Source organism: Cryobacterium flavum, assembly GCF_900103805.1.
Taxonomy (GTDB): Bacteria; Actinomycetota; Actinomycetes; order Actinomycetales; family Microbacteriaceae; genus Cryobacterium; species Cryobacterium flavum.
This window is the reverse complement of sequence record NZ_FNIB01000002.1, coordinates 306,795-322,916: the sequence shown is the minus strand read 5'-3', so window position 1 is coordinate 322,916 and position 16,122 is coordinate 306,795. Positions and strand designations below refer to the sequence as shown.

The 16,122-nt window shown below is 66.9% G+C and carries 14 protein-coding genes; 10 read left to right on the top strand and 4 right to left on the bottom strand.

Annotated features, from left to right (window positions below):
* Nucleotides 1-61: 61 nt before the first annotated feature.
* Nucleotides 62-706 carry an NADPH-dependent F420 reductase gene (locus tag BLS91_RS03745; RefSeq protein ID WP_092339332.1) on the top strand — a complete coding sequence of 215 codons (645 nt, stop codon included), beginning with the start codon at nucleotides 62-64 and terminating at the stop codon, nucleotides 704-706.
* A gap of 66 nt (nucleotides 707-772) precedes the next feature.
* Nucleotides 773-1,384 carry a DUF6518 family protein gene (locus BLS91_RS03740; protein WP_092339330.1) on the top strand — a complete coding sequence of 204 codons (612 nt, stop codon included), beginning with the start codon at nucleotides 773-775 and terminating at the stop codon, nucleotides 1,382-1,384.
* Nucleotides 1,385-1,403: 19 nt separating this feature from the next.
* On the opposite strand, the gene BLS91_RS03735 is transcribed toward BLS91_RS03740, so the two are convergent.
* Complete coding sequence (locus BLS91_RS03735; protein WP_092339328.1) at nucleotides 1,404-1,814, bottom strand: DUF3054 domain-containing protein; 411 nt, start codon at nucleotides 1,812-1,814, stop codon at nucleotides 1,404-1,406.
* 58 nt (nucleotides 1,815-1,872) lie between these two features.
* On the bottom strand, nucleotides 1,873-2,583 hold the full coding sequence (locus BLS91_RS03730) for a VIT1/CCC1 transporter family protein (RefSeq protein ID WP_092339326.1): 711 nt from the start codon (nucleotides 2,581-2,583) through the stop codon (nucleotides 1,873-1,875).
* Nucleotides 2,584-2,835: 252 nt separating this feature from the next.
* Here BLS91_RS03730 and sucC point away from each other — a divergent pair, with 252 nt between their 5' ends.
* The 6 genes from sucC (at nucleotide 2,836) to BLS91_RS03700 (ending at nucleotide 9,876) form a co-directional block, all read left to right on the top strand.
* The gene (gene sucC / locus BLS91_RS03725) at nucleotides 2,836-4,005 is read left to right on the top strand and encodes an ADP-forming succinate--CoA ligase subunit beta (protein WP_092339324.1); all 1,170 of its coding nucleotides are present in this window, start codon (nucleotides 2,836-2,838) and stop codon (nucleotides 4,003-4,005) included.
* A 13-nt stretch (nucleotides 4,006-4,018) separates the two neighbouring features.
* On the top strand, nucleotides 4,019-4,906 hold the full coding sequence (sucD, locus tag BLS91_RS03720) for a succinate--CoA ligase subunit alpha (protein ID WP_092339322.1): 888 nt from the start codon (nucleotides 4,019-4,021) through the stop codon (nucleotides 4,904-4,906).
* 237 nt (nucleotides 4,907-5,143) lie between these two features.
* Nucleotides 5,144-6,391: a cell division protein PerM gene (locus tag BLS91_RS03715; RefSeq protein ID WP_092339321.1), complete on the top strand. Its 1,248-nt coding sequence runs from the start codon at nucleotides 5,144-5,146 to the stop codon at nucleotides 6,389-6,391.
* Between the two features lie 10 nt (nucleotides 6,392-6,401).
* The gene (gene purN, locus BLS91_RS03710; RefSeq protein WP_092339319.1) at nucleotides 6,402-6,995 is read left to right on the top strand and encodes a phosphoribosylglycinamide formyltransferase; all 594 of its coding nucleotides are present in this window, start codon (nucleotides 6,402-6,404) and stop codon (nucleotides 6,993-6,995) included.
* Nucleotides 6,992-8,659, top strand: a complete 1,668-nt coding sequence (gene purH / locus BLS91_RS03705; protein WP_092339317.1) for a bifunctional phosphoribosylaminoimidazolecarboxamide formyltransferase/IMP cyclohydrolase — start codon at nucleotides 6,992-6,994, stop codon at nucleotides 8,657-8,659. Before purN ends, purH begins: the two co-directional genes overlap by 4 nt.
* Before the next feature lie 137 nt (nucleotides 8,660-8,796).
* A complete protein-coding gene (locus BLS91_RS03700) occupies nucleotides 8,797-9,876 on the top strand; it encodes a Glu/Leu/Phe/Val dehydrogenase dimerization domain-containing protein (protein ID WP_092339315.1) in 1,080 nt (359 codons plus the stop codon).
* Between the two features lie 161 nt (nucleotides 9,877-10,037).
* Here BLS91_RS03700 and BLS91_RS03695 read toward each other — a convergent pair whose 3' ends face one another.
* Nucleotides 10,038-10,727 (bottom strand): DedA family protein, encoded by a 690-nt coding sequence (locus BLS91_RS03695; RefSeq protein WP_092339313.1) that lies wholly within the window; start codon nucleotides 10,725-10,727, stop codon nucleotides 10,038-10,040.
* Nucleotides 10,728-11,272: 545 nt separating this feature from the next.
* Between BLS91_RS03695 and BLS91_RS03690 the strand changes: the two genes are divergently transcribed.
* Both BLS91_RS03690 and BLS91_RS03685 read left to right on the top strand, forming a co-directional pair.
* Nucleotides 11,273-13,135 (top strand): ABC transporter ATP-binding protein, encoded by a 1,863-nt coding sequence (locus tag BLS91_RS03690; RefSeq protein WP_092339311.1) that lies wholly within the window; start codon nucleotides 11,273-11,275, stop codon nucleotides 13,133-13,135.
* On the top strand, nucleotides 13,132-14,937 hold the full coding sequence (locus BLS91_RS03685; RefSeq protein WP_092339309.1) for an ABC transporter ATP-binding protein: 1,806 nt from the start codon (nucleotides 13,132-13,134) through the stop codon (nucleotides 14,935-14,937). The genes BLS91_RS03690 and BLS91_RS03685 overlap by 4 nt, the downstream gene beginning before the upstream one ends.
* Before the next feature lie 20 nt (nucleotides 14,938-14,957).
* On the opposite strand, the gene BLS91_RS03680 is transcribed toward BLS91_RS03685, so the two are convergent.
* The gene (locus BLS91_RS03680; protein WP_241983019.1) at nucleotides 14,958-15,353 is read right to left on the bottom strand and encodes a cupin domain-containing protein; all 396 of its coding nucleotides are present in this window, start codon (nucleotides 15,351-15,353) and stop codon (nucleotides 14,958-14,960) included.
* Between the last annotated feature and the right edge of the window lie 769 nt (nucleotides 15,354-16,122).

The window sequence follows — 16,122 nt, the reverse complement described above, 5'->3', positions numbered from 1 at the left end:
TTACATCCACATCGTGAATACGACCAACAGGCCTCACCCCCCCAATAGAAAGAGAATTCTAATGACTGACATCGTTATCATCGGCAGCGGCAACATGGCTCGCGGCATCGGAACCCGTGCAGTTGCGGCCGGCCGCAGCGTGCAGATTCTCGGCCAGGACCTGGCCAAGGCGGCGGCGCTCGCTGCCGAACTCGGGGCATCCGTGACCAACGGCCCGGTCGACTTCGCTGCCGTCGACGGCGACATCGTCGTGCTAGCCGTTCCCTACGACGCGGCTCGCACCCTCGTGACCGGCTACGGCGCCGCACTCGCCGGCAAGACCGTGATCGACATCACCAACCCGGTCGACTTCACGACCTTCGACTCCCTCACCGTCGCCCCCGGCACCTCAGCGGTCGAAGAGCTCGCCAAGCTCGCCGCTGACGGCGTCAACATCGTTAAGGCCTTCAACACGACCTTCGCTGGCACGCTCGTCACCGGGTCGGTCGCCGGCCAGCCGCTCGACGTGTTCGTCGCGAGTGACTCCGACACGGCCAAAGCCGCCGTCGAGTCGTTCGTCGCCGACGCCGGACTCAACCCCATCGATGTCGGCCCGCTGCGTCGCGCCCGCGAGCTCGAGGGCTTCCAACTGCTCATCATGACCCTGCAGGTCAACCCGGCACACGCCTCGTACAACTGGAACACCGGCCTCAAGGTGCTCGCCTAGGCGCAGATCCGGCTGGGCGCCGCCCGCCCGCCCAGGAGGCGGCGTGCAACACCCTAGGCTCGCAGCATGACCCTGACCGACGAACGGATGCGTCGGCCAGCGATGCTCGCCCGCAGTCTGCTCGTGGCGGTCGGCGCCGGGATCGCGACCGGGCTGCTGGCCCGCGCGCTGTATGCAGTGCTGCCGGAGCCGTGGACCACGCTCGCCAACACCAGCGCGCTGTGGGGCCTGCTTCCGTTCACCGTTGCAGCGCTGACCCGAACCCGCGGGTCGCGCGCGATCCTGCTTGGCGTGACCGCGCTGGCGGCGATGGTCGCAACCTGGGCCGTGCTCGGCCCGGAGTCGCAGCCACCCCGCGTGCTCGTGCTGTGGGGGATCGTCGCCATCGGCGCCGGCGCGCTGTGTGGGCTGGCGGGTGACCTGGCCGGCCGACGGCATCCGCTCGCGCACCGATTGGGTTTGGCCGTGATGAGCGGGCTCGTCCTCGGCGAGGCGTTCTACGGCGCGCTGCTGATCGGCGGCCCGCAGTGGTGGGGCGAGGGCGCCCTGGGCCTGCTCCTGGCTCTCGGCGGAGGTCGCCGCTGGCCAGACCGGGCAGTGGCGCTCGCGCTGGCCGCTCTGATGGCGGCCAGCCTGTTCGGCGTCTACCTGCTCTTTGACGCAATCGCCGCCGGCTAGAACCGTTGCGGCCGACAGACTAGGCGGGGGTCGGCATCCGCTGGCGAGAGGCGCGCTGCACGAGCGCGGCGATGGCCCGCCAGCCGAGCAGGAACACGCCGAGCACGATAGTCGTGACGATCGCGAAACTGAGCTGCACGCCCTGGCCGCTGGCCAGGCGCAGCAGCAGGCCGCCGGCCACGGTGGCGATCCAGATGCCGATGCCGGTCCAGACGATCGTGCGTGGGTGACGCCAGGCACGCAGCACCAGCCAGCCGATGATCAGACCGCCGAGGAACGGCCAGTAGGTCACGCCGATGCCGGCCAGGCTCTCGCCGTGGCTGAGACGGCCGATCGCGGCGAAGGCCAGAACGAGGACCGCGTCGAGCACGCCAGCGGTGCGGATTGATGATCGAGGAATGGGGCCAGCCCCGATGTGCAGTGATGCCATATTTTCAGCCTATCCACGCGATGAGGGCGTAACCCGGAGTTGCCTGTGAGCCATCGTCCTAGATGCCGCCGCCGATCAGCGCACCGATGACATAGGTCACCGCGAGGGCGAGAATGCCGCCGATGACGATGCGGGCGATGGCACGCGGCTTGGGGCTGTTGCCGAGGTGGGCGCTGAGCCAGCCGGTGATGACGAGGGCCACCAGCACCGCGAAGAAAGTGGCTCCGATGCGCCACTCGGCCGGTGGCAGCAGCACGGCGAGCAGGGGCAGTGCAGCGCCGACGGTGAATGCGATAGCGGATGCGTACGCCGCGTGCCAGGGATTCGACACATCCTGCTCGGTGATGTGCAGCTCGACTTCGAGGTGCGCGGCGAGGGCGTCATGCTCGGTGAGCTCGATTGCCACCTGTTGGGCGGTCTGGCTGGAGAGCCCCTTGGCCTCGTAGAATCCGGCCAGTTCGGCGAGTTCCTCGTCGGGCTCGTTCTCGAGTTCCCAGGTTTCTTTGGCGATGAGGGCGCGTTCGGAGTCGCGCTGGCTGCTCACCGACACATACTCGCCGAGGGCCATCGAAATCGCGCCGGCGAGCAGGCTCGCGACACCGGCGATGAGAATCACATTGGAATCGGTGGTCGCGGCGGCGACTCCGACGACGAGGGCGGCGACGGAGACGATGCCGTCGTTCGCGCCCAGAACACCGGCGCGCAGCCAGTTCAGCCGGGAGGCGAGCCCGGCGGCGTGCGGTTCCACCGCTTGAGCAAGATCAGTCATAGCACTAGATAAGCACTCGGTGGCGGCGTCGTCCAGCAAGGTGTGGCTAGCCTTCGCGCTGGCATTTTGTGGCGGCACAGCGCCGTTTCGGGCGCCTATGGTGTGCGCCGTGACGTTCAATTCACGCGATAGAGTTTTCAAGGGCCAGTATGTCTTGATGTCGAGCTAATTTACGGCCGGACTGCTGTTACCAACAACCTCATATATCTTCACCGGCGGTGTGATCGCCAAGACGCGGATTGGAAGAGCAGCGTGGATCTTTACGAGTACCAAGCGAGAGACCTCTTTGAGGAATATGGTGTACCGGTTCTGCCGGGCATCATCGCGGACACCCCCGCCGAAGTACGTGCAGCGGCCGAGAAGCTCGGTGGCGTTGTCGTCGTCAAGGCACAGGTCAAGGTTGGCGGCCGCGGCAAGGCCGGCGGCGTCAAGGTAGCTAAGACTCCGGATGACGCCGAGGCCGCCGGTCGCGACATTCTGGGCCTGGACATCAAGGGCCACACCGTTCACCGCGTCATGGTGGCCGGCGGCGCCCGCATCAAGGCGGAGTTCTACTTCTCCGTGCTGCTGGACAGGTCCAACCGGTCCTACCTGTCGCTCGCCAGCTACGAGGGTGGCGTGGAGATCGAAGTTCTCGCTGTCGAGAAGCCCGAAGCGCTCGCCTACACGGCCGTCGACCCGATGGTCGGCATCGACCTCGCCGTTGCGAAGCAGATCGCGATCGACGCCAAGTTCCCGGCCGACCTCGTCGACAAGGTCGCTCCGGTCTTCGTCAAGCTGTACAACGTATTCAAGGGTGAAGACGCGACCCTGGTCGAGGTCAACCCGCTCGTCCTCACCGAAGAGGGCGACATCATCGCGCTCGACGGCAAGGTCACGATCGACGAGAACGCCGACTTCCGTCACCCCAAGCATGCCCTCCTCGAGGATGCCGCTGCGGCTGACCCGCTCGAAGCCAAGGCCAAGGCTGCCGGCCTCAACTACGTGAAGCTCGACGGTGAAGTCGGCATCATCGGCAACGGCGCTGGACTGGTCATGAGTACCCTCGACGTCGTCGCCTACGCCGGCGAGAACTTCGGCAGCGTCAAGCCGGCCAACTTCCTCGACATCGGGGGCGGAGCATCCGCTGAGGTCATGGCCGCCGGCCTCGACGTCATTCTCGGTGACCCGCAGGTCAAGAGCGTGTTCGTCAACGTCTTCGGCGGTATCACCGCGTGTGACGCCGTCGCCAAGGGCATCGTGGGCGCGCTCGCCGAGCTCGGTTCGAGCGCCAACAAGCCGCTCGTGGTGCGCCTCGACGGCAACAACGTCGAGGAGGGTCGTCGCATCCTCTCCGAGGCGAACCACCCGCTCGTAACACTGGCCGCCACCATGGACGAGGGCGCCGCCAAGGCCGCCGAACTCGCCCACGCAGCGAAGTAAGGGACAACTCAGAATGTCAATCTTCCTCAACAAGGACTCCAAGGTCATCGTTCAGGGCATCACCGGAGGTGAGGGCTCCAAGCACACCGCCCTCATGCTCAAGGCCGGTACCCAGGTCGTCGGTGGCGTCAACGCTCGCAAGGCCGGCAGCGTTGTCGTGCACGGCGACGTTGAACTCCCCGTCTTCGGCACCGTCAAAGAAGCCATCGAGAAGACCGGCGCCGACGTCTCCATCGTCTTCGTACCGCCGGTGTTCACCAAGGACGCCGTCATCGAAGCGATCGACGCCGAGATTCCGCTGCTCGTCATTATCACCGAGGGTGTTCCCGTGCAGGACTCGGCCGAGTTCTGGGCCTACGCCATCAAAAAGGGCAACAAGACCCGCATCATCGGCCCGAACTGCCCCGGCATCATCACGCCCGGTGAGGCACTCGTCGGCATCACGCCGGCGAACATCACCGTCAAGGGCCCGGTCGGACTCGTCTCCAAGTCGGGCACGCTGACCTACCAGATGATGTACGAACTGCGCGACCTGGGCTTCTCCACCGCGATCGGCATCGGTGGCGACCCCATCATCGGCACCACGCACATCGATGCGCTCGAAGCCTTCGAGAACGACCCGGAGACCAAGGCGATCGTCATGATCGGCGAAATCGGCGGCGACGCTGAAGAGAAGGCCGCCGAGTACATCAAGGCGCACGTCACGAAGCCGGTCATCGGCTACGTGGCCGGTTTCACCGCGCCCGAGGGTAAGACCATGGGCCACGCCGGCGCCATCGTCTCCGACGGAGCCGGAACCGCCCAAGGCAAGAAGGAGGCCCTCGAGGCCGCCGGAGTCAAGGTCGGCAAGACGCCGAGCGAGGCTGCCACCCTGCTGCGCGAGGCACTCGCCGCACTGTAGATCGCTTTAATGAGGGGCTCGCCGGAACGTCGGCGGGCCCCTTTTGCGCGCGTGGCGTTCCAATCTGCGGATATTTCAGCGGATGCCCGAGGCGGGCCGCGCGACGACGCGGCGGTTCGCGCGCGCCCGAGCCGCGACGGCAGAATATCCGCAGTTATGAACGGAGGCCGGGGTAGAAGCTCAGCGTGGGCGCGTGCTGGTGAGCATTGTCGGCCCGGCGATATAGGCTCGCAACGGATGAACCGCATAACGACCGCCCTGCTCGCCGCTCTCGAGGCTCTACTTGTTGTCGCCATTGGTATTGGCATTGCCATGGTGCCGCTCACCGTACTCTGGGCCGCCCATTTCGGCTTGTCGGTGGAATGGTTCGTGTTCTGGCGGGCGGCCGCCGATATCTGGCTGCTCGGCAACGGCGTCGACCTCACGGTGCAACTCGGCCCCGACGTCGCCGCAGCCCTCGGCCTGGCCGGCGCCGACACTCCCTTCCTCATCTCGGTCGTGCCGCTCGGTTTCGCCATGCTGAGCGTGCTCATGGGCGTGCACACCGGCCGTCGCGCGGCCGAGACCCCGCACCGCTGGACCGGCGTCGGCGTCGCCGTGGGCACGTATGCCATTCTGGCCGCGCTCGTGACCCTGTCCGCCGTGTCGAAAACGGTGGCACCCAACCAACTGCAGGGGCTGCTGCTGCCGACGCTCGTCTACGCTGCCGGAGTTCTGGTGGGGGCCGAACTGGGGCGGCGCAAGGCTGCGGGGGCCGTGGAGGGTCTGGACCGTGTGAGTCGCGGCATCCGCTCGTGGTACCAGCGCATGCCGCAGACCACTCGCACCGTCATCGAGGGCGCCCTGCGCGGCGGAACCGCCGCCGCCGCCGGCGTTCTCATCGTTTCGGCTGTGGCCGTGACCGCGCTCATCGCCCTCAACTACGCGACCATCATCGGGCTCTACGAGGCGGTTCAGGCCGGCGTTTTCGGCGGCGCCACCATCACCCTGGCGCAGCTCGCACTCATTCCCAACCTGGTGATCTGGGCCGCCGCCTGGTTCGTCGGGCCCGGCATCGCGCTCGGCGTCGGCACCACCGTCTCGCCGATCGGCACCGTGGTTGGCACCCTGCCCGGTCTGCCGCTGTTCGGTGCGCTGCCGCAGGGCACTCCGGCCTACGGCTTTCTCGGGCTGCTCGTGCCCGTGCTCTTGGGCTTTATCCTCGCCGTCGTGACCCGGCAATTTCTTGACCGTCGGGGAGCGCCAGAGCGCACCAGCCTCGAGCACGTGCTCACCGGACTGGGCATGGGCGTCGTCGGCGGGGCGCTCCTCGGCTTGTTGGCCTGGTGGTCGGCGGGCGCCATGGGCCCCGGTCGCCTCGCCCTGGTCGGGCCAAATCCGCTGCTGGTCGGCGCCCTCGCGGCAGCCGAAATCGGCGTTGCAGCGGCCCTCGGCATGCTGGCCGGCCGCGTTCGGCTCCCCTCGGTGCGTGCCGCCAAACGGTAAGCTCAGGACCGTGCTGTCTATTGTCGTGTTGATCTCCGGCGGAGGATCGAATCTGCGAGCCCTGCTGGAGGCGTCAGAAGACGCCGAGTTTCCCGCCAGAATCGTGGCGATCGGCGCCGACCGTGACGCCGACGGCCTCGAACTCGGCGTCGAATTCGGCATCCCGACCTTCTCCGTTCCCTTCTCGTCGTTTCCCGACCGCGCCGCCTGGGGCGACGAACTACTTTCGCAAATTCAGCAGTGGCAGCCCGACCTGGTCGTGCTCAGCGGCATGATGCGCCTGCTGCCGCCGCGCGTGGTCGCCGCGCTGTCGCCGAACCTGATCAACACGCATCCGGCCTACCTCCCCGAATTTCCGGGCGCACACGCGGTGCGTGACACCCTCGCTGCCGGGGCCGTGCAGACCGGTGCGAGCATCATCGTGGTCGACAACGGTGTCGACGAGGGCCCCATCCTGGTGCAGGAACGCGTCGACGTGCTGCCAGGCGATACCGAAACTTCCCTGCAGAATCGCATCAAGATCGTCGAGCGTCGCCTGCTCATCCAGGCCGTGCTCGACATCGCCAACGGACACATGAACCTCAAGGAGAACTCCAACGCATGAGTGGACACACCAACGCGCCCAGCTCGTACCGTAACCGCGACCAGATCGTAATCGAGCGCGCACTCATCTCCGTGAGCGACAAGTCCGGCCTGGTCGAGCTCGCCGCAGCCCTGAAAGCGGATGGCGTCGAAATCGTCTCCACCGGTTCGACGGCGGCCACCATTCGCGCCGCCGGCATAGACGTAACCGATGTCGCGGCGGTCACCGGCTTTCCGGAGTCCCTCGACGGCCGGGTCAAGACTCTGCACCCCGGCGTGCACGCCGGCATCCTCGCCGACCTGCGGCTCGAAACGCACGAAGCTCAGCTCACAGAGCTCGGCATCAAGGCGTTCCAGCTCGTCGTCGTCAACCTGTACCCCTTCGTCGAGACCGCCCTGAGCGGCGCAGAGCCGGCCGATGTGATCGAGCAGGTCGACATCGGTGGGCCGGCATTGGTGCGGGCATCCGCTAAAAACCACGCGAACGTGGCCATCGTCGTCGACCCGGCCAACTACGGCGAGATCATCGCCGCCGTCGCGGATGGTGGCTCGACCCTCAAACTGCGCCAGAAGCTCGCCTCGCTCGCCTTCGAGCACACCGCCGACTACGACCTCAGCGTCTCGGCGTGGTTCACCGAGAACGTCTACGACCAGTGGCAGGACGACACCGAGGCACTGGGCGAAGACGTCACGTTCTCCACCATCGACGACGACGACGAAGAGGAATCCACCTTTCCCGCCGGCCTCGGTATCGAGGTCACCCGCGACGCCATTCTGCGCTACGGCGAGAACTCGCACCAGGCTGCCGCGCTCTACGTGGGCGAAGGCGGCCGGGGCATCGCCCAGGCCAAGCAGCTGCACGGCAAGGAAATGTCGTACAACAATTATGTCGACGCGGATGCCGCGGTGCGCGCCGCCTTCGACTTCAGTGAGCCGGCCGTCGCCATCGTCAAGCACGCCAATCCGTGTGGCATCGCCGTTGCCAAGCCCAATGCACCGGATGCCATCGCCTCCGCGCACCTGCGCGCGCACGCCTGCGACCCGATCTCCGCGTTCGGCGGCGTGATCGCCGCGAACCGCGTCGTCACCCTCGGCATGGCCGAAACCATCAGCGAGATCTTCACCGAGGTGCTCGTCGCCCCCGGTTTCGAACCCGCCGCGGTGGAACTGCTCACCAAGAAGAAGAACATCCGCCTGCTCGAACTGCCGGCCGACTACGAGCGTTCCTCGCTCGAACTGCACCAGATTTCCGGCGGCCTGCTCGTGCAGGAGACCGACAGCTTTGAGGGCTTCAGCTCGGCCGGCTGGACTCTCGTGGCCGGCCCCGAAGTGGATGCTGCCACCCGCGCCGACCTGGAATTCGCGTGGAAGTCCTGCCGTTCCGTGAAGTCGAACGCGATTCTGCTGGCGCACGCCGGGGCATCCGTCGGTGTGGGAATGGGCCAGGTCAACCGGGTCGACTCCTGTCACCTCGCTGTGAGCCGGGCTGGCGAACGCGCCGAGGGATCGGTCGCTGCGTCGGACGCGTTTTTCCCTTTCGCTGACGGGCTCGAAGTTCTGCTCGACGCCGGCGTCGCGGCGGTCGTGCAGCCCGGCGGATCGGTGCGCGACCCCGAGGTCATCGCCGCGGCCACCGCGGCCGGTGTCTCGATGTACTTCACCGGGGAGCGTCACTTCTTCCACTAGAACAAACGCGAGAAGCACCGCGCGATATTGAATCGGGGGTGCTTTTTGCATGTCTGGGCCGGTTATCCTGTTCGAGGCGGTGCCACACACCGGCTCCGCCGCATTCGGCCCACAAAGCCCGAGACAACGGAGTTTCCATGACCCTCACGCATCCAGCCGCCGCCCTCGACTCCCTCGCGCAGACAACACTGTCCCACGAGAAAGTGCTGATCACGAGCGGGGAACGCTCCGGACTGCTGATCACGGTGGCCGTTCATTCCACCCGCCTCGGCCAGGCCCTCGGCGGCGCCCGCCTCTGGCAGTACGCGAGCTGGACCGACGCGGTCGCCGACGCTCTGCGGCTCTCCGCCGCCATGACCCTCAAGAACGCGGCCGCCGGTCTGAACCTTGGCGGCGGCAAATCGGTGATCTACCTGCCGCTCGGCACCGTACTCACCGACGCCCAGAAACGCCTGGCCATGCTCGACCTCGGCGACGCCATCGAAAGCCTGAACGGTGCCTACATGACCGCCGAAGACGTGGGCACGAGCGCCGAACTCATGGCCATCGTCGCCGAACGCACGAGCCACGTCTGCGGACTGCCCGCCGCGAGCGGCGGAGTCGGCGAACCAGCCGATGCCACAGCGGCCGGAGTTTACTCGAGCATCGAATCCACCCTGGAGGCCCTGTTCGGCAGCCGCGAGGTGCCGGGCCGCCACCTCGTCATCTCCGGACTCGGCCAGGTCGGCGGACGCCTCGCGCGGGCACTCGCCGCAGCCGGCGCCACCCTCACCGTCACCGACATCAACCCCGACAAGCGTGCCCTCGCCGACGAACTTGGAGCCAGCTGGGTGTCCGTCGCCGACGCCCACCGGGTACACGCTGACCTGTTCGTGCCGTGCGGCCTCGGCGGCGTACTGAGCGCATCCGTCATCGCGGAGCTGAACGTGCTCGGCGTCTGCGGCGCCGCCAACAACCAGCTTGCGACACCGGCCGGGGCGGCCCAGCTGGATGCGCGAGGCATCCTCTGGGCACCGGATTTCGTCGTCAACGCCGGCGGGGTCGTCTACCTCGCCATGGCGAGCGAACCGAACGCCGACCTCGCGCAGATCACCGCGCGCGTCGCGGGCATCGGCTCCGTGCTGACCCAGATCTTCACGGATGCCCGCGCCAATGAGATCACGACGCTCGCCGCCGCCGAGATGCTCGCCGCGGCGCGCCTGGACGCCGCCCGGTAGCCCGTTCGCTCGCCCTGGCGCGCCCGCTTCGAGCGCCGAGAGCTACTGGCGCTAGGTAAACCTGCTGGCGCGCCTGGCAGGTCGGTCGCGCCAGCAGCTCGACGCCACCGGTGCAGCTTTCGGCCGCGCGACAACGTGGTCTGCGGTCTGCGCCCGGGGCGCTACTCGCGGAGGTCGGCCGGGATTGTCGGAACGACGCGTGCGGCCGCACGGCGCTCCTTGAGCGTCGTGCGTGCGGCCTTGCCCAGTTCGGTGAGAATGGGGATTCCGGAGAGCAGGATGATGCCGATGATGAAGAACTCGGAATACTTCTCGACGAAGGCGATCTGGCCGAGGAAGAACCCGACCAGGGTGAGTCCGACGCCCCAGGCGAAGGCGCCAATGGCGTTGTAGGTCACGAAGCTGCCGTAGCGCATCTTGCCGACACCGGCGGCAACCGGCACGAAGGCCCGAAAGACCGGCAGAAAACGGGCCAGAATAATGGACTTGCCGCCGTGCTTGGCGAAAAAGGCGTTGGTGCGCTCCACGTTCTTCGGGTTGAAGAAGCGGTTCTTTTCCCGCGAGAACACCGCGGGGCCGGCTTTTCGGCCGATGACATAGGCCAGCTGGTCACCGGCGAAGGCGGCCATGAAGACCACCAGGCAGGTCACCCAAATCGGCAGCGGAACAACGCCGGTCGCGGTGAGCAAGCCAACGGTGAACAGCAGGGAATCACCCGGCAGGAATGACAAAACGATGAAACCGGTCTCGATGAACACGACCGCGGCGACGCCCAGAAGCACGAAGGACCCAAACGAGTGGATCAGCCACTCAGAGTCGAGAAAATCGATTCCGAAGAGGGTGGGCAGCATGAAGAATCCTTCCAACGGGCGAGCGCGCGCGGCATGGCCATGCCGAGAAAAGGCGCAGAACCCAGACTACGTGACCTCAGGCTGGGAAATGCCGGGTGACCATTCCGCCCCGCGGATGCCCCCGCCCCAGAAAATCCTTGCGTTCTGCCCCCGTTTCGCCATAGTCTGAAAGGCTGCCTGATCCGGGGGGCATCTGACACATATTCTTGAGGCGCCCAGGAGGCAGACATGACAAAGACAGCACCGATCACGCTCGCAGCGATTGCGACCGACGGCGCACACTTTGGCGTCTCCGCTGGGTCCCCCGCCGCCGCCGTGCGTCTCGTCGGCTAGCCGCGACTCACCCCGCAACGACGAGCGATTCGCTCGTTCAGCCCGGCAGCTCGCTGCCTGCGCGTTCTGTACACGCGCACCCACCGCTCGATACCGGGCATCGCCGACCCGCCAGCGCCGTACGGCGCGAGCGTCTCGGGTGGCGACCACTCGGTCTGGTGACCACAAACATCCGCTTCACGCGCACCCCGCACCACAATCAGGACTGGACCATGACCACCACTGCACCACCGGCACCGCCGCCTCCCACCAACGACGCGGCCGTGCGCAGCAACACCTTTCGCAGCCTGCAACGGCTCTACCCCTATGCCAAACCGGCCCTGCCGCGCATCTATCTCGGCATGGTCGCCGCGCTGCTGGCCGGTCTCGTGGCCCTGGCCATCCCGCAGGTGCTGGCCTGGCTGGTCGACGGCCCGCTCAGCAGCGTCGGCTCCGGCGACAGCGCCTCACAGATCTGGCCGGCCGTGTGGATCGTGCTCGCCCTCGGCGTGGTCGAGGCGATCATGATCGCCCTGCGCCGCTGGTTCGTGCTCACACCCGGCACCCACATCGAGGCGCGCATGCGCAACCACCTCTACGCCCGCCTGCAGGACCTTCCGGTGAGCTTCCACGACCGCTGGCCGAGCGGCCAACTGCTCTCGCGCGCCGTGAGCGATTTGAACCTCATCCGCCGCTGGGTGTCGTTCGGGCTCGTGCTGCTCGTCGTCAACTTTCTCACCATCGTCGTCGGCGTCGTCATTTTGCTGTGGATGCACTGGTTGCTCGGCGTGATCTTCGTGGTCTGCTCGATTCCGATCTGGATCTACGGTTACGTCTTCGAGGAGAAATACTCGGTGATCGCCAGGCGCAGCCAGGACCAGTCCGGCGACCTCGCCACCGCGGTCGAGGAATCGGTGCACGGCATTCGCGTGCTCAAGGCCTTCGGTCGTGGCTCGTTCGCGCTCAAGAACTTCGCCTCACAGGCCGAAAGCCTGCGCGGCACCGAGATCGAGAAAGCCCGCGCCATTGCCGGCATCTGGCTCTGGCTGCTGCTGGTTCCCGATGTGGCGTTCGCGCTCTGCCTCGTCGCCGGCGTCTGGCTCACCAGTCAGGGCGACCTGAGCGGTGGCGAGCTGCTCGCATTCTTCGCCACGGCGACGGTGCTGCGGTTTCCGGTGGAATCGATCGGTTTTCTGCTGTCGATGACCTTCGACGCGCGCACCGCGACCGACCGGTTCTTCGACATTCTCGACACCCCGAACGACATCACCGACCCGGCCGCTCCGGTCATCCTGAACGCGCCGCTCGGCCGGCTCGCGTTCGACAACGTGCACTTTCGCTACCCCGACTCGCCGGAGCGTTTTCCCGACCTGCTCGACGGCATCGACCTCGTGCTCGAACCGGGGGAAACCATGGCGCTGGTCGGACTCACCGGCTCGGGCAAGAGCACGCTGACGGCCCTGACCACCCGGCTGTACGACGTGACGGCCGGTTCAGTGACGCTCGACGGTGTCGACGTGCGCGCGCTCAGCCGTGAGGAGCTGCGCCGCCACTTGGCGATGGCCTTCGAGGACGCCACGCTGTTCTCCGCCTCCGTTCGCGACAACGTGCTGCTCGGGCGCGCTGACTTGGCCGAAAACAGTCCCGAAGCGGATGCCGCGCTCGCGCAGGCCCTGCAGATCGCCCAGGCCGGCTTTGTGCACGACCTGCCGCTCGGCGTCGACACCCTCGTCGGCGAGGAGGGCATGAGTCTGTCCGGCGGGCAACGGCAGCGCCTCGCCCTGGCGCGCGCGGTCGCGGCGCGGCCATCCGTTTTGATTTTGGATGACCCCCTCTCGGCGCTCGATGTGAACACCGAATCGCTCGTGGAGAACGCGCTCCGCGAGGTGCTCGTCGACACGACGGCGCTCATCGTGGCGCACCGCCCGTCGACGGTCATGCTCGCCGACCGGGTGGCGCTGCTCGAAGACGGCCGCATCACGGCGGTCGGTACGCACTCCGAACTGCTGCGCACCAGCCCGCACTACACCTTCGTCATCTCCAGTCTGGAAGACGAAGAACGCCGAGAATCGATCCGAGCGGAGGAAGTACTGTGAGCGTCACCGGAGTACAGGGTGAGGAACGCCACGACTTCACCAAGGCTGAAAGCAAGCAGATTCGGGCCCGTTCGCTGCGGCTGCTCGGTTCGCTGCTGCTGCCGGTGCGCGGCAAGGTCGTGCTCGCCATGCTCGTGGTGGTCGTCTCGACCGCCGCGCAGGTGGCCGGCCCGGCCCTGATCGCGTTCGGCATCGATCGCGGATTACCGGCGCTACTGAAGCAGGACTGGATGCCGTTGGCCGCGACCGGCGGGATCTACCTGGTTGCCGGGGTGCTCGGCGCGCTGCTCATCGCCTGGTACACCGTTCTGAGCGCCCGAGTGAGCCAGGCCGTGCTGATCGACCTGCGCAAGCGCGTGTTTGTGCACACGCAGAAGCTGAGCCTCGAATTTCACGAGTCGTACACCTCGGGCCGCATCATCTCGCGCCAGACCAGTGACCTCGACGCCATTCGGGAGCTGCTCGACTCGGGGATCAACCAGCTGGTGCAGGGCATCCTCTATATGTCGTTCACCGCGATCGCCCTGGTGCTGTTCGACGGCACGAGCGGACTCGTGCTGCTGTGTGCGCTCCTGCCGCTGGTCATTCTCACCCGCTGGTTCCAGGTGCGCTCGCAGAGCCTGTTCCGGCAGTCGCGGGTCGCGTCGGCGAGCCTGATCGTGCGCTTCGTTGAAACCATGACCGGCATTCGTGCCGTGAAGGCGTTTCGCACCGAGAAGCACAACGAGACGGTGTTCGGACAACTCGTCGAGAGCTACCGGCTGGTCAACGCCCGCGTGATCCAGCTGTTCGGAGTTTTCGACCCCGGACTGGTGCTGATCGGCAACGTGACGGTCGCCGCCGTGCTGCTGGTGGGCGGCTTTCGGGTGGCCGACGGCGACCTCGCCATCGGCGCGCTGCTCGCGATACTGCTCTACACCCGCCGGTTTTTCGACCCGATGGAGGAGATGGCGATGTTCTACAACTCCTACCAGTCGGCCGCCGCGGCGCTCGAGAAGATCTCGGGTGTGCTCGAGGAACGTCCGGGCGTACCCGATCCGGTCGCCCCGGTCGACCTCTGGGAGGCCCGCGGACGGGTGCGCTTCGAGAACGTGCAGTTCGCCTACCAGGCCGATCGGGAGATTCTGCCGCACTTCGACCTCGACATTCCGGCCGGGCAGACCATCGCCCTGGTCGGGTCGACCGGCGCCGGCAAGTCCACCCTCGCCAAGCTCATGAGCCGGTTTTACGACCCGACGGATGGTCGGGTGCGGCTCGACGACGTCGACCTGCGCGACCTGCACCCCAAGGATCTGCGCCGGGCGATCGTCATGGTCACCCAGGAGGCGTACCTGTTCAGTGGTTCGGTCGCCGAGAACATCGCGATCGGCAAACCGGATGCCTCGGCGCAGGAGATACGCGCCGCCGCGGCTGCCGTCGGTGCTCACGACTTCATCGAGAGCCTGCCGAACGGGTATGACACCGACGTGAACAAGCGCGGCGGGAGGGTGTCGGCCGGTCAGCGCCAGCTGATCTCGTTTGCGCGCGCTTTCCTTGCTAACCCGGCGGTGCTCATTCTCGATGAGGCGACGTCGTCGCTCGACATTCCGAGTGAACGGCTGGTGCAGGAGGCGCTGCAGACGTTGCTGGCCGATCGCACTGCCGTGATCATCGCGCACCGCCTGTCGACGGTTGCGATCGCCGACCGGGTGCTCGTGATGGAACACGGGCGCATCGTGGAGGACGGCACCCCGAACGACCTCATCTCGGGAACCGGCCGCTTCGCGACCATGCACGCCGCCTGGCGCGACTCCCTGGTGTAGAGCGGGCGAGGCCGCCGACACTAATCGAGCAGGGGACCACGGCGCTCGGTGGCGTCTGGACCGAGGGGCTCCGGGCGGCCTGGGGTGCCTGGGGTGCCCGGGGTGAGCGTGGCGGGCACAGGCTCCTTGAGCTCGACAAAGATGGTGTGCGTGGCCGTATCGCCGATGTTGGACCCGGAATGCTCTTGGGCGGGAAGCCAGCGAGCGACGCCCTCCGGCAGGTCGACGTCGACGGAACGGCCGCCGCTTGACAGACGCCGCTGGAAGGCGGTCAGGGTGAACATGACACTGTCGGGGTGCCGATGCGGCACGGTTTCGTCGCCGGGCCGGTCGAGGTACTCGAGCACCCGCACCCGCTCGTTCTCGAAAATCACCCGGTAGAACTGGGGGTTGGTGACGACCGGATCGCTCTGCATGCCAGCACGGTAGCACCGCGCCGCTTGCCTGCACAGGAGGTGGCGCCGGCTTGGCCGCACGGCCCAGGCATCCGCGCCAGCGGCCTGCGCAGACGGTCGGGCCAGGCGATCGGCCGAGGCATCCGCTCGACGAAACGGGTCTTTCGTCACTAGTGCGATCGCCAGAGGTGCGGGAGGCTAGCAGCGCAACTTTGGTCCATCGGCATGCACCGCACGAGAAAGGCTGCCAGACGATGAGCAGTTTCACGCCCTCCCCGCAGACCCCACCAGCGGCAACCCCGCCGACCTCCCGACCGCGGGCGCGTTCAGGGGCCAGGCCCGGACCGATCATCATGCTCATTCTGGGCACCGTGCTGGGTCTGGTCGGCGCCGGCATGCTCTCGGGGGTACGGCGCTCGCCGTCGTCACCGCCGCGCAGGGGGATGACGGCTACTTCACCACGCAGGCCGAGACCTTCACTGTTGATTCCTCGGCGATCACCTCGCCGAACCTGGACGTTGGCAAGGACCTCGGAGTACCGACCGGCGTCGGGTTCGACATTGCCACGGTGCGCCTGCAGGCGAGCAATGTGGCGACCGACCAGGACGTCTTCATCGGCATCGCGCCGCGCGCCGACGTTGATACCTACCTCGCCGACGTGAACCACAGCGAGCTGCGCGAGGTACGGACGTCTCCGTTCCGGGTCGACTACCTCGACGTTCCCGGCACCCAATCAGCGGCCGCTCCCACGGACCAGAGCTTCTGGACCGAATCGGCCACGGGCACCGGC